This window comes from Tamlana crocina (assembly GCF_012037625.1).
This window is the reverse complement of the sequence record NZ_JAAVJS010000010.1, coordinates 1-25287: the sequence shown is the minus strand read 5'-3', so window position 1 is coordinate 25287 and position 25287 is coordinate 1. Positions and strand designations below refer to the sequence as shown.

Genomic DNA, 25287 nt, shown 5'->3' with positions numbered 1-25287 from the left:
TCAATACATGGCAACAGAAATAAAAGAAAAAAAGGATAGCACGGTATTAGAGGATAACCAACTACTCTGTGTACTTACTAATCAAGCTAAAAAAATTAGCGCCAAAGAAAACAACCTACAATCGGTAATCTTAATGCTCAATGAAGAGTATGGGTTTGATTTAGATGATATGGAACGTGATTTTACCATTATCTATACAGACCCTGAAACAGATAAATCCAAAAAGCAGAAGTTGGAATTGGTGGTGTTTGCCAAAGGCAAAGTGCACGTACAAGAGAATATCATCCGAATGATAGTGGTTCAGGATGATAAAGTGAAAGTAACCGATAAGAAAAAAGGCCTTACAGCTACATTGGAAAACGCAATGGCTGCTGCCGATGATTGCGAGTTTGGTTTATGGGCAAATGGTTCAAGCTATCATTTTTTACAAAAGGAGGAAGACGAAATTGGTTTGGATTTTCAATTCACAGACTTATCCGATTTTCCTGGTGAAGGCGAAACACTGGAAGATTTAGACCGTAACGACCGTTCTTTTAGTAGAAAACCGGCTAACGATTCCTTAATCAAGGTATTTCAACGCTCGCACGATTACATCTATGGAAATGAAGGACGTAAAAAGGATGCCTTCTGGCAACTCTTAAATCTTATTTTCTGTAAACTCTATGATGAAAAACGTCGCTTTTCTGCAAATGATGATGGGTCAACCTACAGACGAAAATTTTGGGTGGGTGTTAAAGAACAAAACACCGATGCTGGTCGCGAAGCGGTGGCACAACGTATTAAAGGCTTATTTCAGGAATTAAAAGATGATGAAGTGTTCTCTGAAGTGTTTTCTGGAAACGAATCCATCGACCTTACAAACAAAGGTTTAGCCTTTATCGCTGGTGAACTGGCTAAATACTCATTTTTGGATGCATCGGTAGATGTTAAGGGGATGGCCTACGAAACCATTGTAAGTAACACCTTGAAGCAAGAAGCGGGTCAGTTTTTTACACCGCGTAATATCATTAAGGCAATGGTAGAAATGCTAGACCCTAAAGAAAACCATCGGGTATTAGACCCAGCTTGTGGTTCGGGTGGTTTCTTGGTGATGGTGTTAGACCATGTACGTAAGCAAATTACCCAAGAATTATTTCCAGACTTATCAGGACCTTTATTGGAAGCGCAGTACAACAGTCCTCAAGTAAATGAACTGGTAAAACAATATGCCGAAAACAATATTTTTGGTTTTGACTTTGACCCTGATTTGAAGAAAGCAGCACGCATGAATATGGTAATGGCTGGTGATGGTCATGCCAATATTTTTCACGTCAATTCCTTGGCATACCCAAATTGGGAACACCCTTCTGAAATAGAAAAAATAGAAACCAGTATCAAACAAAGCCTCTTGGCAATGGACGAAGTAAGTAATTCCTATGGTTTTGATGCCAGAGAAAAGTTCGATATGGTATTTACCAACCCGCCATTTGGTGCCAAGGTAAAAGTAGATACCAGTATTATTTATAAAGAAGATGGTTCCTTGCGCTACGTGTTAGGAGCTTACAGCAATGCGCCTGAAGTATTGTTTATAGAAGCCTGCTATAACTTTTTAAAACCAGGTGGTAAAATGGCAATAGTATTACCAGATGGTATTCTGGGGAATCCAAATACGCAAAGTGTTAGAGAATGGATACTCGATAAATTTAAAATTTTAGCCTCTATAGATTTAGCAGTAGAGGCGTTTTTACCGCAAGTAGGTGTACAAGCATCCTTATTGTTTTTAGAACGAAAAAGCGAACTACAACGCCAATTGGCACAAGATAAAGATGAAGATTATGATGTGTTTATGGCAATTGCCGAAAAACTGGGTAAAGACAGGCGTGGTAACCCTATTTATTTACGGGATGAGGATGGTGCAGAATTAGTCTTTAGAGTAGAAAAAGAATACCTCGTACAAAAAAAGGATGGTAGTGCATCACAAGTAAAAACCAGAGTAGAGAAAGTAAAAAAACTGGATGACGATTTACCAAAGATTACAGAGGCTTATGATAAATTTTTAAAGGGATTGAGAATATGAAAGTCGGTAAAATAAATTTTAAATATATTTCTGACAGCTTAAGATTTAATTCTGACTTTCATTTGTCAGAAGGTGTAGCATACGATAGATTATTAAGAGCCAATCCTCACTTTACACTTGAAAATTTAACAACAGATATATTTTGCGCAGGTAGAAGTAAGAGGATTTATGTTAGTGAAGATAATGGTTATCCATATCTTGGTAATACCGATATTTCATCCACTTCGCCATTGTCAGGATGTAATTATGCTTCAAAAAAGTTTTGGAATGAAAGGAAAGGATTCCTAAAGGAAGGCATGATATTAACTGGGAGAGTTGGGCAAAATACCGTTGGAGCCTTTAGTTATACTTCTAAAGAATTAGAAGGTTGTATAGGTTCAGATAATGTTATTAGAATTGTCTCAAATGGTACAGTTAAAAATGGATATTTATATGCTTATTTAGCTAGTAAATATGGTTATCATTTGGCAAGGAGGCATATAAGTGGAAACGCTCAACCTTTTATTACTGAAGATATGCTATCTAATTTGCCTGTACCTATAATTCCAAAACCTAAAGAAGAACAAATTCATAATCTTATTATTGAAGCTGCAGATTTGCGTCTAGAGGCTAATAATTTATTAAATGAGGCTGATGAAATGTTTCATGAAGGCAATGGATTGGATTTTCCAGAGGATTGGCTTTCAATTAGTGAAAATGAAATAAAGCTCGGCTTTTCTGTTAAAAACTCATTTAAGTTGAGAACGACGATAAAAGCTAGAAATTATTCATTTAGAGCTAATAAGATTATTGAAGAATTTGACGTAAAAAAGGGCATCAAATTAAAAGACTATTTGAAAATTCCTCTAAAAATGGGAGCCAGAGGTTCTTTTAAAAGAATTGATTCAAAAAATTTTAAAGGACATTCATTATTATCTCAAACAGAGCTTCATACCCAAAATCCTAAAATTTTTAAACAAGTTCGAGCACCAAAGATTACTGAAGATGATATTGCTAAAAGAGGACAGGTTTTAATACCTGCTGCTGGTAATGCTTCTGGTGAAGGTGAAATCTTCGTTAGACCAACATTGGTAAGAAATAATTTTGAAGGCATGCTTTTGTCTGAAGTAATAGGGAAACTTGAATGTAAAACTGAAAATGATGCTGCATATTTATTCATTTTTCTAAAATCCAAAGCAATGTTTAGAATACTTCGGGCAATGATTTATGGAACAAGTTTAAGATATCCTAATTGGGAGCTCATAAAGGATGTAAATATACCTTTAGTATCGGATAAAATCAAAAATGAGATTGGTGATAAAGTCTTATTGGCTTTTGATAAAAGAGGGGAAGCAGATAAAAAAGAAAACCAAGCAATCAACTTAATAGAAAACGAAATAGAACAATGGCAAGAATCATAAAACCACCTTATTTCGAGACTGTTGTTAATGCAGGAGAACAGCGTTTAATAGATTTTCTGGAAGTCAATCTTCCAGATAGCTTTACGTTGATTCCTAATATAGAGCTGGCAGCAACCAACCCACGTAACAACCAAACCCAATATTGGGAGTACGACCTTATTGTGGTGACACCACACGCTGTATACAACATAGAAAACAAAGACTGGAAAGGTCGTATAGAAGGTGATGATAACTATTGGTATGTAAACGACCGCCAAAAACCCAATCCGCTTAAAACAGGGCGTATTAAAACGGCTATTCTAGCTTCTAAACTTAAAGAAGAAGATTATGCTTTAGGTAAAGCTTGGGTAGTAAATATGGTTACGTTGTCTTATCCTAACAGTATGGCACCATCTATATGGCAAGAAGCGGGGAAAGTGAGCTTTCAGTTAGACCAACGTTTAATCAATTTTATTGTAAACCCAGCAAGCGATAGATATGAAAATTCCATTGCCGATATACAAGATAAAATTGTAGATTATTTAGTAGGGCGTTTCAGCGAAAAGAAAACCGAAGACAAAAAAGAACTCTACAGCCACGAGATTCTGGAAATTGTAGACCAAGAAAATTATTATACAGAATATCTTGCCAAACCCAAAGGTGTTACCTCATCCATCCGCAAACGTATCAAGGAATATACGCTTCAGGTAAAAGGCTTGTCACCAGAAGAACTCAAACAACGGGAACTGAAAATCAAAAATGGTTTTAAGGCTTTAGAACATATCAAGAGTAACCCCTTTATTACTAATGTTCAATATGAATTAGATGAAGAAAACCATCTCTTTTATGAAATCACAGATTTTCTAGAGGAAGATTCCTTACGTAATAAGTTAAAAACAAAAACAAGCGAATTCACCTTTTCAGAAAAAATAGATATTTTAAAAAACATTGCGTCAGCCTTAAAAGCAGCTCACGAGCATAATGTATTCCACCGTGATATCAATCCAGATAATATTTATTATAGAGGTGGTTATGCGATGTTAGGCAATTTCGGTAAAGCCTATTTTACCTACCACAATGAAGAAGGCTACACGGTTCAGGCTACTATAAATGAGCAAAACGCCACACCATATCATGCGTTAGAGCTAACCGTAGGAGAAGCCAGTAGAGCATCCGATTTATATTCTTTTGGGATTTTAACCTATTGGTTATTTGTAGGAGAAGAACCTATAAAATCGCCTTACGAATTGAATAACCTAAATGGAAGATTACCGGAAAACAAATGGCCATCTAAAGTAAAACCAACCTTACCAAAGTGGATTGACGACATCTGTAATAAAACCATTTTGGTTGATGAGTTTCAGCGTATTGATAGCGTAGAGGAATTGGAAGCCATCATTAAAAAAGGAACGTCCCAAGAAGTTGAAAGTACAATTAAAAAAGAAACACAAGACTCTAAAAAAGAAGATGCAGATGTTTCGGATAAGGAGTTAGATGAAATAAAAGAAGGCGACCGTATTGGTGATTACACCATCTATAACGAATTGGGTAAAGGTGGCTATTCAAAAGTATTTAAGGTAAAGCATTCCATTCAAGGGACGGAATATGCCATGAAACTGTTTAACACCAGTGTGAATGATGCATCCGTAAAGGACGAATATGCAGCATTAAGCAAGTTAAGTCACCCTAATATTGTACGATTTGTTTGGAATGGAACCACACCATCAGGACAGTTTTATACCTTAACAGAATTATTGGATGGTGATAATTTAAGTACCTATGTGCGTACCGATGCCAGATTACCAATGCATAGAATTTATCAATTGGCAACAGACATACTGTCAGCATTGGTGTCTATGCAATCACAAAATCCACCCATGTACCATCGCGATATTAAACCTCAAAATATTATTTGGGACAATCAGGAACGCTTTGTGTTAATCGATTTTAATGTGGCTTCTTTTGCAGAAGACAACACCGATTTTGTGGGTACAAATCCATACCTCGCACCAGATTTAGTAACAGATAGTAATAATGTCAATTGGGATACATCAGCAGATGTGTTTTCATTAGGCGTTACCTTGTTCCAATTAGTATGTAAACAATACCCATGGGCACCACATAAGATACCTATGATGCATAAGATATCAAATGAGCCTAAAAAGTTAAATGAAGCTATTTCACAAAACTTTGCAGACTTTTTATCTAAAGCCATCAGTACTAAAAAAGAGGAGCGTTTTAAGTCGGCAAAAGAAATGTTGGATGCTCTAGAGGCTATTGGAGAAGATAATTTGTTGGCAGAAAAACAAGATGCTGGAACTGAATTACCAAATACAGAACGCTTATATCATACCGAAATCACGATTTATCAACCAGGTTGTAATATAAAGTTGGCAGATAACATGCAACGTTTTGTGGTACTTAAAGACACGATTGATGTTGCTTTGAGTAAGTTTAAGGATAACCTAAAAAAATATAAATCGTCTATAAAACTTGATGAAAAAATAAAAGTAAACATCAAGGTAGATAGTGAATCTATTGTAAGCGAGATATTTTGGAATGGTGGCGCAAAAACCTTTACCGAAGGAAATGTAGAAAGGGTCTATCAGAGTTTAATAGAAACCGTTGAGAAAAATAAGGACAAAATAAAACGCTTTAAGATAGATGTAGAAGGCCTTAACATTGTAGAATACATCAATTCGTTGTACAGTCAGTCTAAACAAGGAAACTTCGGGACTAGAGCAAGTCAAACCGCAAATCAGTTTGATAAATTAACCTATTCACCATCCTTATTAGACCAAAAATTAATTTCTGATATCCTAGACGACAGATACAAGTTATTAATCATTACAGGTAACGCAGGGGATGGTAAAACAGCGTTTATTAAAGAGATTGAACAAAATCATGCGGTGAAGAACTTGGAGAGTTTTCAACATAAAAATGGAGCGCGTTTCCAGATAAAAGGAACACCATACGAAAGCAATTACGATGGGTCACAAGACCAAGAGGATAATGCCAATAATGACGTCTTGGAAACCTTTTTTGAACCTTTTGAAAATATCAAGGATTTCAGTCGAGCCAAAGAGGGTCGTATCATTGCTATTAATGAAGGGCGTTTGGTAGATTTCTTAATGACCTCATCAAAACATAAAGACCTTTATAATTTAATAGACCAATATTTTTATAATGAAGGTCATTTTAAGTTGCCAGAAGGGGTTATGATTATCAATCTAAACCTGCGCTCTGTGGTGGCAGACACTGAAAATGGAGGCAGCTTATTCAGAAAACAAGTAAAGAAACTGACCAATAAAGCACTATGGACAAAATGTGAAGGCTGTTCACTAGCAAATAAATGTTTCATTAAATACAACGTAGAATCCTTAAACGATTCCGCAGCTGGTGATGAGGTAATCACCAGAATGGAATGGCTCTTACGTACCGTAAGTTTAAAACGAGAGTTGCACATTACCATGCGTGACCTGCGGTCTTTTATAGCTTATACCTTAACCAGAGACCATGAATGTGAAGATATCAATACCTTATATGAAGTAGCAGCTGGTAAACCTGAAAACTATTGGCAATACTATTATTTTAATATTACCAATCCAGATTTGGATGATTCAGGCAACCAAGACAGATTGATTAAGTTGTTGAGGGAAACAGATATTGGTGAAGTACCAATTCCAGAAACCGATAGAAACTTATTTTTTGATAAGCATCAGCCCAAAGAGTTTATTGAGTTTTCTGAACGGGAAATAGACTTAATTGACCTTTTCAATAAGGTAAAGGATGAAGAATTACGTTTGCCGGTTCATGAAAAGACAAATGAAATTCTAGAGCGCATAAGAAACGTTCAAAAATCCTATATCAGACACCATTATTACGAAGGAAAATCCACTTTAATAAAGAGTGAAAATCAAAAAGGGAAAGGGATGCCATCCTTTATGTTAAGGCTACCATACCATTCGGTTTTCAAATTTGTACAATTGCTTCAGGATAAGAGTACCGGCAAAGAAACCATACAAAGTATTTCCAGAGCAATAGCCTTGAATGAGGGGTGTGATAACACCAATATTGATCAAAAAAGTTTGGTTTTGGCGGCTACAGAGGTAACAGACCCATATAGTAAATCCTTTAGGCTGTTTAATCTTAATGATTTCGAACTCAAAGTGAACAACACAGAGCACTTGGTGAAATATCTGGAATACGAACCAGATAGTTTTATGTTCAAGCATAAAACGGAATCACAAATTAAGTTAACCATATCCTTGGATTTATACGAAATGTTGTATTTCATTCAGCAAGGGTTTAGTCCATCACTCAATGATATAAGAGGAAAGTTTGTAGAGTTAATCATTTTCAAAAATCTACTCAAGAACTTAAACTATGAAGAAGTGGTCGTAACAAGAGACGATGCCGATTATTTCAGCATCAAAAAAGACAATCAAAATAGAATAGTAATCGAACCAATAAACTTTTAAGTATGGCGATTAAAATGAATAAAGAGGAAAGTGTGTTTCGTAATGAACTCATTTGTACTATAGATGCAAAATCTATTAATATAGAATACACCCTTGTTAATTTGTTTATGCTCTTAAGATATAATGGGCAAAAACCAAGACAGCTATCAAGAGGTAGAGGAAAAACCTTGATTGAGATAAATCATTTAAAGAATGCATTAGGAGTATTGGAGAATGAGAATAAGGTTGTAGGGTATTCAGATAATTCGGAAGCTATAGAACCTTGGATACGTAACAATTTTGTTAATATGGCTTATCGCGGTAAAATCGATAAGGAAAAAGTAGCCTCATTAAGACCTGTGCATTTAGAAAGCTATAGAGTGCGTAATGCAAGTGTAGCCAGAGATTATTATTCAGCAGATCAAGTCTATTTGATGTTAAGTGCTAATCCACAAGTTAAAGACGACCTAAAAAAATTCTTAATTGAAGGTTGGGATGCAACTACCGATATGCTCAATAGTTTAGATAATCTCGATATAGACAGTTTAGGGATGTTAAACATCATTCCAAAAATATCACCTCGCTTTGTATTAGATTCGGCAACTGCACTAAACAAAATTGAGCCATTATTAAAAAAGCAAGCCGAATTATTCTGCGATGATATTAGGAGGTTATTAGTTTATAAAAATAAAATACCTAGAAGTGTTTTGGTTGACTACTTAAAAACAATCATTTCCTTCCACATGTCATTGTATACCCAAAAATTGGTTCATTTTTTACCTGTAATGATTGAAAAAGGAACAGTAAATATAGAGGATGACTGGAATATTGTAATTGATACAACTGATGATTTTGAAAGTAAAGTGTCTACTTATGCGATAGAGGATGCAGATAGACTATACAATTCTATTTACAAATATATTGTTGCAACATTCAAAATTAATATGACTTTAGAATATTTAGAATTGAATAAGGACAATTCTGAAAATTTAGAAAAGGCATTGAGAGAATTGAAAGAAACCAGTAACGAGAAAGAAATTTACTTCAGGGTAAAGTTTAATAGTCTTTATAAAGATTTGGATGAAGAGGATAAATTATTGGTTGATGATATTACAAAATATGAAGAAACCTATTTTGATAAGTATTTAGCCATTATTCTCAATACGAAATCTAAAAGACAATTAAAGGAATATAGAGGGATGTTAGCAAATTTGAGCCAAAATAATTCTGATAGAGGTTTTATGGCTCAAGGAAGAAGTAAAAAGCACCCGAGACGATTTGTAATGGGGACACGATTATTGGAAACCTTGGTACAGATTATGGTTTTGGAAAGTCAAGACGACCATTTTATAACACGTAGCTTATCTATTGAAGAATTGATGAATAGAATTAGGGAGCGATATGGTTTAATAATAAATGGAATTACCGAGCAAAGATTTAGAGATGCTAATGTCAATACACATTTAGCATTTAAAGAAAATGTGGAAGCTTTTAAACAAAAATTACGTCAAATAGGATTTTACGACGATTTAAGTGACGCATATATTCTGCAAAAAGTAAGACCAAGATACCCATTGAACTAACAACAGTAATTACCAATGATGATAAATACATATTATAAAGAAATAATTGAATTAGTTATTGATTTGCATCAAGAAGAATTGCAAAATGCAAAACCTGGACATTGTATGAAAATTTCAGGTTTGGCATTTAAAGAATTAAATGTCTTATGCGATAAAATTAATGAACTATTTCCAGGAATAGATACCTACATTATATCAGAGGTGAATACAAATGAAAAATGTATTAGTGCCACCAAACTGATTGAATTAAGGAATAATCAGTCCAAACCACTTTTAATTCTAATACCATCCAACAGTAGAACGGCGGCAGAAGATTCTTATGGCAATGCAACTTTTAAGGAGTTGAGTTTAGAAGGAGTAGAAACAAAATTAGTCAATAAATTAATTGATGAAATCCCTTTGGAGTTTAAAAACTCAATTATAGAAGATATTATCAATTTCATAGGTCAAGATAACCTCAAGAATACTCAAATTATAAACTTTCTCATAAGTCTTAAAGAAATTGGTTATAGTGATAGAAGTATAGGGAATAATCTCTATAAACTAAACCTAATACCTGACACAAAATTACTAGAGGATAACAATAAAATTAGGTCGAGAATAAAATTCAATTCAGATTGTGTTGAGGTTCTATCAAACTTCGATAAACCTGTGATAGACCGTATTGCAGACATGCCTATTGAATCGAATACGTTGCAAGGGGAAATTGTAAACTTTATTAAAAATGAAGACCATTTAAATACAAAGCAGGAAATAGCAGAAACCATCTTCAAAAAATACCAAAACCTGAACTTTTCAAACTGGAAAATATCCGATTTAGAAATAGATTTTAGTAAGGTAAAATTATCTGTTGATGAAATTAAATCGAGTGATTTTAAAACAGAAAATGATAGGAAAAAATTATACGCCAACCCTAATAGCGCTTCGAAAATTAAAATAAGATTTTCAACCAATCCAAATCCCAATCAAATTTCCGATTTGAAGTATTTCAAAATTGTCTTGATGGAAGTAGATGGAGGTAGAGGGGGAGAAATTGCTGTTTTAAGAAAATTAAAAAAAACAGCTAATAATCGTCCTTACAGAGATGCCATAGTAGAATTAGAACCTAATCAAATAGATGATGGAGCCTATTTTATTAAAGTATTGGCAGAAAACGAGTTTGGAGAAATTTTGAATAATGATGATGATTTTAAAGAGATTAAAATTCAAGAGGTATGGGAAGAAGAATTAAAAAATGACCCAGATGCTTCGAAAGATGAGTTCCAATATAAACTAACTTGTGATTCCGATGATTTTGATTTTGTGGTTGATGATACCATTGATCGTGAAGACAACCAAAGAAAAGATAAGGTTAAAAGTGTGCTTCAAGCATTTTTAAATCATAGAATCTACGACCTAAAACATGAAAATGAGCCTACAGTACCAGAGCCAGTAGAACCTTCAAATTGTTGGTTAGACGATAAAAAAGTAAGTCACACCTCAATATTCCACATAAACTATTCGCAAAACCATAACTACCAAATACTCTTATCGTCTAAATTAAGAACCATTGAAAAAGAGTTTTTGGATAACGCAGGGTATTTGGGTTATGTTAAAGTAGATGTAAATAACAATGCGTCATTTACAAATTTTAATGATTACAAATTTATAGAGAGCAAGCTAACCTTGAGCGCACCAGAAACTGTATTAAGCTTGCGTTCCAAAGTGTTCAAACGTATTCAGGAATCCAACGAAAACAATGATGGTGTTTTCGAAACAGCAGATATATTTAACTTCAAAGAAGATATTTCAAATTATATTTCAGCATATACAGCATGGACTTCTGAACTTCAAAATCAAATTTCCAATACTGAAATTTCAGAGGAAGACAAAGCTAATTTAGTAGATTTGGTAAGTGAATTACAATTTTTGGATGTCGTTAAACTAGACACTAATCTACCTGATGGCAAAAAAATAGAAGCGTTGCTTTTATCGCCTTTACATCCTTTAAGATTAGCTTGGACATTACAGTTGTTAGATGTGTTTTTTAAATGGGAGCAAGAAACATTAGGCTTTTCAAAATACAAAGAAGCATGGTCAAATAATTTAGAGGTACTTTTTAATAATGAATTTAGTTATTCCAATAATCCATTGGTTATAGTTGGTAATCAGTCTTTAAAAAATTACAATTATTCAGGTGAACTAGCACATGGTTGGGGCTTGTATTTAGAAGGTGTTGACAATAAGGCAAGTAAGTCTTTTACATCAATATCTAGGCAGTTGCTTCATTACTTTAGAGGGCTTTTTAATATCACAAAAGACAACTATATCGATACAGATATAAGTAAAAAACAGGTAGTTACCCATATTAAAAATTATTTAAAGCAACATCCTTATGTGGACAAATTAATTTTGAATTTGGTAAATGCTGGAGACGCCAATGTGTTTTCTGATGCATTAATTGAATTGGAAAAAGAAAACGAATTTAGTAATACAAAATATGAGATAAGATTATTTAAGGATAATGATAAAATCATTGAGCATGGAGACGCACTTAAAAGTCTTTTGAATCCACAATCAATCATTTCTGAAGAAGCTGAAGTGTTTTCGCAGCCGTCCAAAAACAGGCTGTTCCCGAAATTAAGATTTTCAATAAATAACATTTCAGATTATTTAAAGAATCCATTGAAGTTCAATGCGCATATTAGTTTTTTAATAAGCCCATTTCCAATAAAAATTGAATTGGTAAAACCAGATTTAGACACTAGAAATTTCTATGTAAATGGCATTGTTACGGATTATACAGTCAATGTTGAGAACGATGACAATAGATTTAAGTGGAATAGATTTATTAAGGGTAATAACTTACCAATAGTTTATAGTAATCTTGGTCAATTGGGGATTCAATTATTTGAGAACATTCAATCGTTTACAAGTTGTGCTCTGAAATTAGAATATACAGAGGCAATTCCATCAACACAAATGGTATTGAATGAAAGGGATAAAGTGTTAATAACCCATTTACATGATTATTCAGACTGGGTGGTAACATTTGATAAGAATATGGGGCCAGAAGTATATGACCAACCCTCTAATGGTGAAGATATTCCATTTTTATTGGATTATGTACCTGGTGAAGAAGTTTCAGGAATATCATCTTATCTAACTACAAGGCCAACATCAGAAGTACTCGGTTTAATAGGACCTCATTTTAAGGAGTTTGACTTGGATATTCACAATGAAGAACATCAAGTAAAAATTAAGTCCCTTTTGGAAGATTTAAGGGCTTTAAGTAGCTCGCTGGTACTACAACTCAACTCATCTAAAAACAAGGCATTCGAGGTAATTGGTTCTGCTTTTACAAAGAGGGTGCTGGAAAAGAAAGGATTTTTAGAAAACGGCATTTTAATACCAATCGATTTACATCAAAATTTATTTAACCAAAATAGTTTTGAAAGTAAAAGTAGGGCAGATAGTTTGTTGGTATCTCTAGATCCAGAGAAAAGGGAAATTCTTATTACTGTTATAGAAATTAAGTGCAGGAAGGCGCTTAATGAAACAGAACGTGAAGACCTGAAAATGAAAATGAAGGAACAGATTGAAAACACTATAGAGGTTTTAAGATTCCATTTCGACCCACAATACAATCTCTCTAACGATAGGTTGGATAGGGAAATAAAAAATAAGGAGCTACGTGGGTTGCTTGGCTTTTATATAAATAGGTCAAATCGTTATAACTATTTGAGTGATTTGGTATATGATAATTATAACGACTTCTTATTGGATTTAGATTTAGGCTATAGTTTAAAGTTCAATAAAGTAGGTGTTATTTACGATTTTTCTACATCAAAAAAACATCTCAAAGAAATAGCTGATGGTGATATAACTATGTTTACCATGGGCAAAGATTTAATCGAAGATATTTTAGATCCAGATTCCGATTTAAATACCATTCGATTAGAAGGAGATGACTTGGGCAGTGAGTTAGTAGAAGCTTTAGGTGTTGACAATAAAATGAAAACATTTATTCAAAAGCTTAAAAAATCACCATCACTCATAGAACCGGAAAATAAACCTCAAGAAGAGCAAGCTAACAAGTCTGAAGTAGTAGATATAAAGCCTGAAGGAAAATCGATTCAGTCAAACGATTCGATTCAAGAACAAGAAAAGGTAAATGAACCTCAAGAACCTATTGTTACACCTAGTGATAGTAAAAGAACAAGTACAGATAAACCATATTCAGAACCAAATTTTGAAATATTTATAGGTAACTCTAAACCATCTTCACAATATGGGATTTTGGGTGAAACAGCGCATCAAAACAAAAAAATCGCTATTGATTTAAGTGGGGTTAATACAATGAGTCTATTTGGAGTACAAGGTGGCGGAAAAAGTTATTCCATCGGAACCTTAACTGAAATGGTATTAAAGCAATTCAGTAATGTCAATAAGTTGCCATCACCACTTGCGGGAGTAATATTCCATTACAGTGAGAGTATGGATTACGAGCCAGAGTTTACATCAATGATTCAGCCTAACGACCAGCCTAACGAATTAAGAATTTTAAAGGAAGTTTATAATGTAGAGCCCGATAGTATAGATGATATCATAATCCTATGTCCTGAACGTAAAGTGGAAGAACGTAGAAACCAATTTCCATCAGTTGAGGTTGCCCCGTTATTGTTTAATCCTAATGAATTATCAATAAAGGATTGGCAGTTTTTAATGAATGCAGTGGGAAATACATCTGATTATATTAACGAAATTAATTTCATTTTAGAAGAATTATTTGACACCAATAACTTAAATGTAGCAACATTAAATCAAGCAATAAGTGATAGTGAACTATTGTCTAGAAGAGATAAAACATTAGCAACCCGTAGAATTAGGTTTGCCTCAAAATATGTTAAGGATGTCAATCATTTAGCCAATTATTTACAACCATCAAAACTCATCATTATTGATATGAGAGATGAGTTTATCCATAAAGATCAGGCATTAGGCTTATTTGTAACAGCATTGGATATTTTTTCTGCAACAAACAGTTCAGAAAACCAATTTAATAAGTTTATTGTTTTTGATGAAGCTCATAAATACATGGATAATAAAGAGTTGACTGGAAATATTGTTACGGCCATTAGAGAAATGAGACACAAAGGGGTAAGTATATTAATTGCTAGTCAAGACCCACCAAGTTTACCTAATGAAATTATTGAATTAAGCTCAATAGTATTATTGCATAAGTTTAATAGCCCGCAATGGTTAAAACACATTCAAAAATCCATTACACAACTGGCAACATTGACACCAGCAGATATGAGTATTTTAAAACCAGGAGAAGGGTTTTTATGGGCTTCTAAAGCAAACGAAAAAAGGGTAACTAATCAACCAGTAAAAATAATAACAAGACCAAGAGTAACGAAACATGGCGGAGCAACAATTAATGCAGTTAAAAAGGATGAATAGTGAGTTTATTTCAAATATAGGGTCACGTAAGTCTAATCAAGATGTAGTGTTCATAAAGAATCTGGGTGAGGATAATAAGGTTTACTTATTGGCAGATGGTATGGGTGGTTATAAGAACGGAGGGTATGCAGCAAACTTTATCGTTGCAAACCTTTATCAAGGCTTAAATACCATTAAAAATTTTGATAAGGATAGTATTCAAGCTGAAGTGAATAAAGTTACAAAGGCGTTGACACTTGAAAATGAAAAACAAGAGTCTAAAATGGGTGCAACTATAGGAGGTGTAATTCAAGATAATGGAGATTTACACTGTTTCTGGATAGGTGATGTGAAAATTTGGCATATAAAAAATAGACAAATAGGTTTTGAATCTGTGGAACACAATTTAAAAAATGAATTAATTGAAAATAAGGTCTTTGTTGAGGCCAATAGTGCAAGAAAGTACAATCACATTGTAACCAGAGCAATTCAAAATGATATTAAAAAAGCGCAGATAGATTACAAACGCATTGAAGATTTTGAACAAGGAGATTATATCATTTTAGCTTCCGATGGAGTGACAGATGTTTTAAGCAACCATCAATTGTTGGATGTCATAAATTCAGAAAAAAATGTGGATGACATTCTAGCTGTAATAGATGATAAATTACAAGAAACAGCAAAAGATAATTATTCTTTGATATTGATAAACTAAAAAAATAGAATAGCTGTCAGTTTGAGAGCAGTAGAGAACAAAGCGAATTAGATGTCACATTGAGCTTGTCGAAATGAAAGTGCAGTAACCTGAAAAATCAAAACCTTAAATAACGTCAGTTCGAGTGTTTTTTATGAGTGCAACGAAATAAAAAATGTATAGAGAACAACTAAATAAAACTATATGTAAATACTAAAACCCCTCAATACCTATGCAAGAACACTTAAAATTTAACATATTAAGCTTCAATTGGCCACGTAAACTATTAACATTTTATGTATCGCTCAACAAAGTAGATGGAGTAGATACCATTCACCATAGGAAGTTTCCAAGTACAATAACAGAGGTGTTCAGCAATGAGGAGTTAGAGGAAGCAGAGGAAATATACACCACCTTTACCAAACCCAGAGAAGGCTTTAAACCTTTAAAAGTAGATTGCAACAACTATAATCTTAATTTATATAAGCAGTTTTTAAACGCACAAATTAAAGAGCATTTTGATAGCTTAAACATTGTAAATCGTAAAAATGGCGTATTAAAAGACAGGCAAGTTTGGGTGTTAAGTAAAGATGAATATCATAAAGACTATCACTATTACGATAAGTTTACATTAAAAATACAAATTGCCGAAGTATCAGATCATCCCGAGTTGGTAGTAGCATTCGATGGTACGTCTAAAATCCTAAAAAAATCAGTTCAAGAATTAGAGAATACACATCTGGTTACTAAAGCTATTTTTAGAAATCAAATAGTGAATTTTCAAATGGAAACAGATACACCTCAAAAAGAAGCCTTTTATAACAGCCTTATTTTAGAGGAACTATTACCAATTCTTAACAGAGAGTTGCAAAGAGATTTAAACATTCCATTTGAGCTTAAAAAAACAAAAAACAGGTACATCAAATACCTCAAAAAAATACAGGATTTTACCAAAGAGTATCTTTTAATAGATAGCTTCAAACAAATATGTGATTTTAGAAGTGAGGAATTTATAGATGCACCTTTAAACCGTATAGGTCATATAGATAAAGAAAAAGGCTTGTTGGAATATGGCAAAGACGCACAAGGCAACAAGCAAACTGGTATAACACCCAAATTAGAGTTAAACAGATACAGACCTTATTTTAGACCACCCAATCCAAATATTAAATTCTTTTTTATTTATCATAAAGACCACGAAGCAACAATTAAAAAGCTATGGGGCTATCTTAAAAACGGAACTGGTAATTATTATAAAGGTTTAAAAAGTTTTATAGATATTCCTGTAAATTCAGCACCTAACCATTTCATTGAATTTGAAAATAAGGAAAACCTAATTTCAGAGATAGAACAAAAATTAAATGAATTGGAATGGGATACATCGGTAGCCTATTTAGCATTTTATATAAGTCCATTTACAAGATTTGAATCCAATCCACAACTTAAAAACATTTATTACCAGGTAAAAGAATTGTGTTTAGATGAAGGTATTATGACCCAAGCTATAGATTTTGAAGATTTACAGCGAAACATCGGCAATTATCAATGGCACTTAAATAACATATCATTGGCTATTCACGCCAAATTAGGAGGAAAACCTTGGAAACTGGCAGTAACCGAGAAAAAAGAATTGGTTATTGGAGTAGGGGCATTTACAAATCAAGACCATAAACACCGCTATGTGGCAAGTGCATTCAGCTTTCAAAACAACGGTATTTTCAATAAGTTCGATTGTTTTTCAAAAAACGAAACAGATTTGTTGGCAGGAAGTATTATTACAGCAATTCGTAAATTCTTTACACAATCCGAAGCCGATAAAATAGTCATCCATTTTTATAAAGAAATGAGTAAACGGGAAATGCAACCCATATTAGAAGGAATGCATAAACTCAATCTGGAGAATAAACCTATTTACATCTTAAATATCAACAAAACAGAATCAAAAGACATCATAGCTTATGATACCGATTTTGTAAATAATCTAATGCCTTACAGTGGAACATTTGTTAGATTAGGAGAACGTAAATTTTTACTATTTAATAACGGTAGGTTTGAAGAACAACGTTTTTTTGATTCCGACGGTTTCCCATTCCCAATTAAGGTAAGTATGAGTAGCCCAAATGAAGATGCATTTGATGATGATAACATCATTACAGAGCTACTCACCCAAGTATTCCAATTCAGTAGATTATATTGGAAGTCTCTAAAACCTCAAAACGTACCAATAACCATTAGATACCCAGAAATGGTGGCGCAATTAGTACCACGTTTCCAAAACGATATTAAAGAAGAGGCTAAAAATAAATTGTGGTTTTTGTAAAGCCAAAATATGATAATAAAGAACTAACAATTTTTATAGATGAAAATAAAAAGTATAAAAAACTTCAGGTGGCATTATAAAACACAGGTAAGAAAGAGAAATGACCGCAATACGAATACAAATTTTGTTGGTGTATACCATGATGAAGGGAATAAAAGAACTAATGGATATTTTGAATTAACGCATGGAGATAAAAAAATACATAAGTTTTTACCTTCTATATTAAAAATTGCTGAAGATGGTCAAGCAATTTATGAGTTTATACAAAATGCAGTTGATTGTGGTTCAAGTCAGTTTTTTATTTTTTATAATGACAAATATTTCCTGGCGGTAAATAACGGAAAACCTTTTAATCACAAGGATGTTCTATCAATCCTTAATATTGCAGATACTACAAAAGATTATAGCTGTGATAACATTGGAAGGTTTGGGATAGGATTTAAATTAGTTCATAGGCTTGTTGGTAAAGATGAAGGTATTAAAGAGTTAATAGAAGATTATAAAGGGCCAGTAATTTTTAGTTGGAATAATTTAGGAGAATTAAAACAATTATTAGGAAATTCACCAGTTTTCCCAAATTTTGTAAAGAACCCGAAGAATATTGATGACATAACCGGACCTTGGTTATTTAAAATCATAGCAACAAATTTTCCAACAGAACCAGGAGAAAAAGTTCTTGATATTAATTATAAAGAGACTGTTCTATTTCCTTATTCTGAACTAAAAGAAATTATAGACTATTTAAAAGAAAATTTCAAAACACATCAAGGAAGATTTGACTTTGAAAATCTTGAACAAGGGTCATTATTCTTTTTGAAATTAGGAGAAGGAAAAAGGGCATTATTAGATAACGACTACAAAGGTCTTGAAAGTGGGGTACAATATTCCATGAATTTTCTTAAAAATCTAAAGGAAGTTTATATCAATGAAAATTCTTTAAAGAAGAGCGATTTAGTCATCAAAAGTTTTGAGATAAAGAAGGAGTCTGAACTTTTTAATGAAATAAATCCAGAATACTCAAATTGTGATATTAAAATAGCATTGGGATTTACTGATTATAAAAAAGCAGAAGGAATCAGAAAGTCACCAAACTTTTATAAATATTTCCCAATGGGGGATGAAACAAACGGTTTTTCTTTTATTATTCATTGTGATAGCTTTGATATAGAAGCTAATAGGAGAAAATTACACGATAGTAATAAAAACAGAAAGTTATTTCCTCAAATATCAAATTTTATAACACAATATGCAGAGGAAAAAAAAGAAAGTAACAGAAATGAATTTTTAAATTTCTATGCCAATATTTTGGTTTCTAGAATCCCTGTAGAAGATAATAATAAATGGTTATATGATATTTTCTTTGAAAAACTCTTGATTTATATTCAAAGTAATATTCCTGTCAAAGGTGGTTATTCAAACAATTCTCAAAACGTAAAAATAAATAAGCTTAAATCCCAACTAAAATTAGCTGATTTTGGATTAGGCCATATTCAATGGTTTGAGTGGGATAATGATGCAGATAGATTGCTTATAAATGAAGCTATTAAATCTGAAAAACTGGGAATTGAAGAATGGGACATAAGAAATATTATAGAAAATGCGGATATTGATAGTATAAATAATTGGATTGCTAATTGTGAAGAACCAGCGTATAATGACTTTTTAAATGAATTAGAAGAAAGCTATTTGCGAGTAGAAACAAAAGAAAGCATCCGTAATATCAAGCTTTTTAAATTTTCCAATGGAAAGTTTTATTCACTCAATGAAGTAATCAAAAAAGACAATTACGGTAAACCTATTTTTAAATTCACAAATTGTTTTTTCAGCAACAACAAAACCAAAGGAGTAAAAAATGAACTTACTAAATTGGGACTGGTTGTTTCTGAATTGTCAGTTGAAGATTATCCTATAATATTTTCTACAGTTACTTTACCCGATGATAGAAAACATTATGACTTGATTGCTAAATGGTGCATAGAAAATGGAAATAAACTATTAGCCAATGAAAAGAAAAAACTATTTCTTAATTTCATTAACGAAGCAACAAAGTTTGACAATGTCTCTGAAGTCACATTAAAAGATTTACATCTATTTTGTGAAAGTAATTCCGAAATAAAACCACTGAATAAACTTATTGATTGTAACCTTAATACAGCAAGTTGGCTTAATGCTTACAAAATAAAAAAAGATGAGTTTTTTGCTGAATTAGAACCTTATTTGGTGTCCGAGCAAGAAGAAATATTTGAAGAAATATTTATTCCTAATCAAGACTTAATCCTTTCTGAATTAACGGAAGAAAACGAAATAAAATCACTGGTAAAACTTTACCATGACAATCAAAAGCCATTTTTTAAGGAATATATAATAAAGAAAACTGAAAGCGGATTTCTGTTAGTACGAAAAACTAATAATTCTTATCAAGTTCGTCCTTCAAACAAAGAAGTAAGGCTATTTATAAAACAAAATTTTGAAGATACACTACTTGCTTTACCTTTTGAATTTGATGAAGAATGTAAAGACGAAGTTAGTATTGTCAGAGGCGAAGAATTATATGAACTCATTTTATCAAAGATAAATGTTAATGATTTCAAAGAGCAACTAGTAGATGTTATTCACTATGATGAACCTAAACGGAAATTCCTAAAAGACCTTTCAGAATTCAAATTCAATTCGGAAACTAGATACACAAAAGAAGATTTTGAATTCAAAATATTAAACTTGGCTTGCAATGTATTAAATGAAAGAGATTTTAGTGAATTTAGAAATAGTGTTGTCATTGAAACAAGTGAATCAATCTTCAAACTTTCAGACATTGCGATGTTTTCTGATAAAATAAATATTTCAAACAAGGAGTTTAGCTTATCAAAAATTTTACCATCAACACATCAAAATAGTGATTTGATAAGTGATTTAATTTCACAATTTAATGGTTTGGGAATACCAAATGAAAAACTGAACATCTTATTTGGGGTTAATGAAGAACTTGATACAGATGGTGTGTTTCAAAAGTTTATAGAACAAACTGAAGCACTAGAAAACCAAGAGCAATTCTTCTTTTTAGTTTATTATCATCAAGAAAATCCAGGTTCAGATATATTAAAATTGGGTTTTGATTTAAACCATGCTGTTTTCCCGTCTGAATATGCGTTAGAAAATGAAAAACTACCTGAATACTTGCAAAAATGGATAAATAACGAAGAAATTAAATTATCTGAACTTGAAAAATTAGGTATTTGGACTGAAAACACTGTTTTGGTAGAGTTACGTAAGTTTTTGAAAGGAGATATTAATGCATTTTCCAATATTAGGTTGGCACAAGACACTCGATTTAATGAAGATGAAACAATGCTTTTTAATACGTTTGAATGGCTTAAAGAAAAAGGCATAAAACTTTCAACACCAGAACAGTTTGAATCATTTAAGAAGATTGTAGATATTATCAATGAAAGTCGAAAAAGCAAAGGTAATTTAATAATAGAGGAGGAATACAATTTTGAATTGTTAAAGGAAAATTCAACCATATGGCAAGAAATAGAGAATTTCACTATTTTATTGTACGATGATCAAGTGCCTTTACTGGTTGGACTTGATGAAATTAAAGAGTATATTTTTTATTCCTACATGAATGGTGATTATGCTGTAAATAATAACATCATTTATATAAATTCAAAAAAAGATAAGATGCAAACGCTTCTAAAGGTGGCATCTGATGATAAAAATGAATTTTCATCAAAAGAATTATTAGAGTTGTTCGGTGAAAGGAATGAAAATGAAAATGAAGAAGATCAAGACACAAATACCTCTTTCCTTGATGAAGTAAATCAATTTATAACTGAAGAACTCGAAGCTACGGAATGGTCTGATTATATACCTGATTTAAAGAATTTATTACAGGATTTTAATAATCATCCTCAAGAAAAACAGAAACTATTTAATCTAATTGCTAAAATCAAATTAACGAAAGAAAGGAATATTAAATACGAAGATTCAGACGAAGGTTTCAATATTGTGAAAATAGGTAGTGAAAAATTCTTTGTACATAGTGCGAGAGGGGCGTTTGCCTATATTCATCCGAATGAGATTCTAAAAATGATCAATGAGGGATACAAAATGGCTCTGGATTTTAATACTAAATCAAGAATTAAAATCTATGACAAGGCAGAAGACATACTTGAATTAAACACAAACCACATTCTTGCTTTTCAAGGTGCCAAACCATTTGAAGATTTAATTGCTTTTTGTGAAGCGAATAGAGGCGAGAAAAAACATTTACTAATTATTGATAAAGACAATGCAAATGAAAAATCTAAAGCATACCTAAAATTATTTAACAATAGTGAAGATGACTATCAATAATAGTAAGCATATTAACTTAATACAAGACGAACTACTTTATCAAACAAATGAGTTCGAAAAATTGCTGAAAAAACAAGCAGCAAAAATGTTTGTAGAGAATCAACTTTATTTATGTAGATACCAAGGGTATGATGAAGTTAGGGGTAATATTATTGTAAGGTTTGATCATAAAATATGCTTTCCACCACGTAAGAATGAAAATTTACAATGCTTTGTTTCTTCAATTCAAGATGATAATGTGAAAAATTGGGGAGGTCTTACTTATGAGAAATTGAGAACAAATGTTGCGACTCAATTTGAGAGTAAAACGGTGTTTTTTAAATACGAAACCAACCAAACTATTGTTGGGCTATCTGGAGTAAAAGTTGAAGACATTGAAAAGTATGAAAGAAATGCTTTAGTGTTTTTAGCCCCAACAGACCCGCCATTACAATACCTGATTAATCTTGTGGACTTTTTAAAACAAGTAAAGCCAAATACAAATAAATTATTAGAGTTAAACATTGAAGAGCCAAATTGGAATCCACTGCCTTTAGTTGTGGATGAAGACATTATAACTAAAATACAAACAGATTTCTTCAAAACAGATACAATAATTATTCAAGGACCACCTGGTACAGGAAAAACTTACCTTATGGCCTTATTGTGCAGTGCATTACTTAAATCTGAATTTAGAATACTTGTTACTGCATTAACTAACAGAGCTTTGATTGAATTGGCGGAGAAAGAGCATTTAAAAACTGCATTACAACAAGGTAAAGTTTATAAATCGTCATTAACGGCTGAAGAACAAAAAAATGAAAAAGCAAAAGGACTTCAATCTTTTAAAAGTTTGAGCAAGCAACAACCGCAAATGTTGTTGACAACTTATTACATAATGAGTCAAATTGCAACGAAAGCAGTCGTTGATGAACACTTTGATTATATTATTATAGAAGAAGCAAGTCAGGCCTTTTTGTCAACTATAGCGTTAGCAAAAAAGCTTGGTAAAAAATGCATAGTAATTGGTGATATTAAACAACTTGAACCAATTTTTCATAAAGAATATGCGCCCGAAGACATAAATAATTATCATTGGATGATTTGTGGGCTTAAATCTATAAGTTTTTATCTTCCAGATGCAAAGCAATACATCTTAACCGAATCTTATCGTTTAACTGAAAACGCTATTAAAGGAACAAATTTGTTTTATGGAGATGTATTAAAAAGCAAGTCAGATGTAAAGCTTCCACTTGATTTTTCCAATTATCCAATGCTTAATAAGTACTTGAATAATCTTGGTGGTTCGAGTATGGTAAGGTTCCAACTACCCGAAGGTAGGCTTCCTTCTGCTGAATGTTCAAGATTTATTGTGCAATTAGTTGACCAAATCAAACAGTATAATAAGAAATCTGAAATAGCAGTTTTAGCTTTTCATAAAGATTCCATTCGTTCACTTCAAAAAGAAATTTTTGCAAAATGTGTAAACACTGAAAATGTTTTAGTAGAGACAATTGATAGAGTTCAGGGGCTTACAACAGATTTTTGTGTTTTCTTTGTTCCGGTTGAAGGTATTCCATTTGCATTACAAGCAAATCGTTTCAACGTAGCCACATCAAGATCTAAATTTTGTACGTTAATTGTTTCAGACGAAACGATTCCCTCATTCTATTCTGTTATTGATAAAAATGTAAAACAATTCATGCTATCAATAAGCAATTCGAGTTATTGTAAAGAAAAAACAGAAAATACTCAATTAAAAAATATAAGAGAAACACAAAATCAAAAAGGACCAAAAATTGTTGGTTATATAGACCCATCCAAATTTGAAAAACCAAGAAAAGAGATTAATAAAAATAAGAAAAATCTTTATATCATTGATACAAACGTATTTGTAGACTGCCCTGAAATAATTAATAAAATTAATAAGAAGTATCCTGTGATTCTATCAGCAAAAGTGTTAGACGAGCTTGATAAGTTAAAATCTACTTTAGATAATAATGGTAAACGACAAGTACAAAAAGCTTTAAAATCAATAAATCAGAATATAGATAAGAGAGATTTAAAAATGGAAATAGCAGATGTGTCTTTACTTCCAATAGATTTTAATAAACGTTCGCCCGATAATCTAATTCTCTCTGTAGCTTTAAAGTTCAAATCACAAAATCCAATTCTTTTAACTTCAGATAATGGCCTACAGATAAAAGCCAAAGGGTTAAAAATTACAACTATTACACTTAAAGAATATTTAAGTCAATTAAATAAATATTGATTCTAATTGCTAATTAAATCTATTTTGATGAGGTTAAATAAATCGAATACTTCTGGAATTACTATAAAAAGCTTAACGGTAGCTGTACTTCAAAACAAACCAAAAATCTTCCTATATCATTTATTAGCCAATAAAATAGAAACAACCTTTCCTAATAAATTAAATTTTTATAAGTTCTTTACCCATATGCTTAAATGTGCTTATAAAACATCTAAAGGGAAGTTACATTTAAAAATTGAAAATCCAGAATGGGAAGATGAGGGTTACAAGCATTACTGTTTCTACGATAATTACCATAAGCATAGCCGAATCTATGTTAAAATAAAGGAATCCAACGGAAAGCTTTATTTTGATATGGTACCATTTTAATAGCTAAAAATGTCAGATAAAAAAGGTCTCAAACGAAAGGAACTATTTGATTTAGTTTGGTCTAAACCATTAACAACATTGGCAAAAGAGTTAAATTTTGATGCCTATAATTTGCGTAAAATTTGCAGTAAACACAATATACCACTACCACAATCAGGTCATTGGCAAAAGATAAAGCACAATAAAAAAGTGTCTAAAGCTACATTCCCAGTAGATGTAGAAAAAGACAAAACAACAATCCTATTTCTTGATGAAAATGGTCATGCAGCTGTAGCCTTACCCAATTTAAGACACAGCTAAATTCAATAAATTTTCATTAATATCATTCGATTCGGGGAAGAATTCTTCCCCGAATCGAGGTTTATATTCCCTGGGTGATTTATTGCCCAGGGATT

At 32.2% G+C, this 25287-nt stretch carries 11 protein-coding genes; all 11 read left to right on the top strand.

Annotated features, from left to right (window positions below):
* The first annotated feature begins 7 nt into the window (after positions 1-7).
* Positions 8-2056, top strand: coding sequence for a methylation-associated defense system DNA methyltransferase MAD2 (mads2, locus tag HC176_RS08505; protein WP_167917772.1), 2049 nt, complete (start codon positions 8-10; stop codon positions 2054-2056).
* Positions 2053-3456, top strand: a complete 1404-nt coding sequence (gene mads5 / locus HC176_RS08500; protein WP_167917771.1) for a methylation-associated defense system restriction endonuclease subunit S MAD5 — start codon at positions 2053-2055, stop codon at positions 3454-3456. Before mads2 ends, mads5 begins: the two co-directional genes overlap by 4 nt.
* Positions 3441-7916: a methylation-associated defense system protein kinase MAD6 gene (mads6, locus tag HC176_RS08495; protein WP_167917770.1), complete on the top strand. Its 4476-nt coding sequence runs from the start codon at positions 3441-3443 to the stop codon at positions 7914-7916. Before mads5 ends, mads6 begins: the two co-directional genes overlap by 16 nt.
* Before the next feature lie 2 nt (positions 7917-7918).
* Positions 7919-9478, top strand: coding sequence for a methylation-associated defense system protein MAD7 (gene mads7 / locus HC176_RS08490; protein WP_167917769.1), 1560 nt, complete (start codon positions 7919-7921; stop codon positions 9476-9478).
* 15 nt (positions 9479-9493) lie between these two features.
* A complete protein-coding gene (gene mads8, locus HC176_RS08485) occupies positions 9494-14923 on the top strand; it encodes a methylation-associated defense system ATP-binding protein MAD8 (RefSeq protein WP_245234862.1) in 5430 nt (1809 codons plus the stop codon).
* Positions 14883-15617 carry a PP2C family protein-serine/threonine phosphatase gene (locus HC176_RS08480; protein ID WP_167917768.1) on the top strand — a complete coding sequence of 245 codons (735 nt, stop codon included), beginning with the start codon at positions 14883-14885 and terminating at the stop codon, positions 15615-15617. The genes mads8 and HC176_RS08480 overlap by 41 nt, the downstream gene beginning before the upstream one ends.
* A 211-nt stretch (positions 15618-15828) precedes the next feature.
* A complete protein-coding gene (locus HC176_RS08475) occupies positions 15829-17916 on the top strand; it encodes a Piwi domain-containing protein (RefSeq protein WP_167917767.1) in 2088 nt (695 codons plus the stop codon).
* Between the two features lie 39 nt (positions 17917-17955).
* The gene (locus HC176_RS08470; protein ID WP_167917766.1) at positions 17956-22272 is read left to right on the top strand and encodes a sacsin N-terminal ATP-binding-like domain-containing protein; all 4317 of its coding nucleotides are present in this window, start codon (positions 17956-17958) and stop codon (positions 22270-22272) included.
* Positions 22259-24523: a PIN domain-containing protein gene (locus HC176_RS08465; RefSeq protein WP_167917765.1), complete on the top strand. Its 2265-nt coding sequence runs from the start codon at positions 22259-22261 to the stop codon at positions 24521-24523. The genes HC176_RS08470 and HC176_RS08465 overlap by 14 nt, the downstream gene beginning before the upstream one ends.
* Before the next feature lie 27 nt (positions 24524-24550).
* Positions 24551-24892 carry a hypothetical protein gene (locus tag HC176_RS08460; protein WP_167917764.1) on the top strand — a complete coding sequence of 114 codons (342 nt, stop codon included), beginning with the start codon at positions 24551-24553 and terminating at the stop codon, positions 24890-24892.
* Between the two features lie 9 nt (positions 24893-24901).
* Entirely contained in the window at positions 24902-25192 is a 291-nt protein-coding gene (locus HC176_RS08455; protein ID WP_167917763.1) for a hypothetical protein, read from the top strand.
* Positions 25193-25287: the final 95 nt, after the last annotated feature.

Excerpts from the sequence above, each read along its gene's own strand:
- mads2 (WP_167917772.1), top strand. The coding sequence starts at position 8 with ATGGCAACAGAAATAAAAGAAAAAAAGGATAGCACGGTATTAGAGGAT.
- mads5 (WP_167917771.1), top strand. The coding sequence starts at position 2,053 with ATGAAAGTCGGTAAAATAAATTTTAAATATATTTCTGACAGCTTAAGA.
- mads6 (WP_167917770.1), top strand. The coding sequence starts at position 3,441 with ATGGCAAGAATCATAAAACCACCTTATTTCGAGACTGTTGTTAATGCA.
- mads7 (WP_167917769.1), top strand. The coding sequence starts at position 7,919 with ATGGCGATTAAAATGAATAAAGAGGAAAGTGTGTTTCGTAATGAACTC.
- mads8 (WP_245234862.1), top strand. The coding sequence starts at position 9,494 with ATGATGATAAATACATATTATAAAGAAATAATTGAATTAGTTATTGAT.
- HC176_RS08480 (WP_167917768.1), top strand. The coding sequence starts at position 14,883 with ATGGCGGAGCAACAATTAATGCAGTTAAAAAGGATGAATAGTGAGTTT.
- HC176_RS08475 (WP_167917767.1), top strand. The coding sequence starts at position 15,829 with ATGCAAGAACACTTAAAATTTAACATATTAAGCTTCAATTGGCCACGT.
- HC176_RS08470 (WP_167917766.1), top strand. The coding sequence starts at position 17,956 with ATGAAAATAAAAAGTATAAAAAACTTCAGGTGGCATTATAAAACACAG.
- HC176_RS08465 (WP_167917765.1), top strand. The coding sequence starts at position 22,259 with ATGACTATCAATAATAGTAAGCATATTAACTTAATACAAGACGAACTA.
- HC176_RS08460 (WP_167917764.1), top strand. The coding sequence starts at position 24,551 with ATGAGGTTAAATAAATCGAATACTTCTGGAATTACTATAAAAAGCTTA.
- HC176_RS08455 (WP_167917763.1), top strand. The coding sequence starts at position 24,902 with ATGTCAGATAAAAAAGGTCTCAAACGAAAGGAACTATTTGATTTAGTT.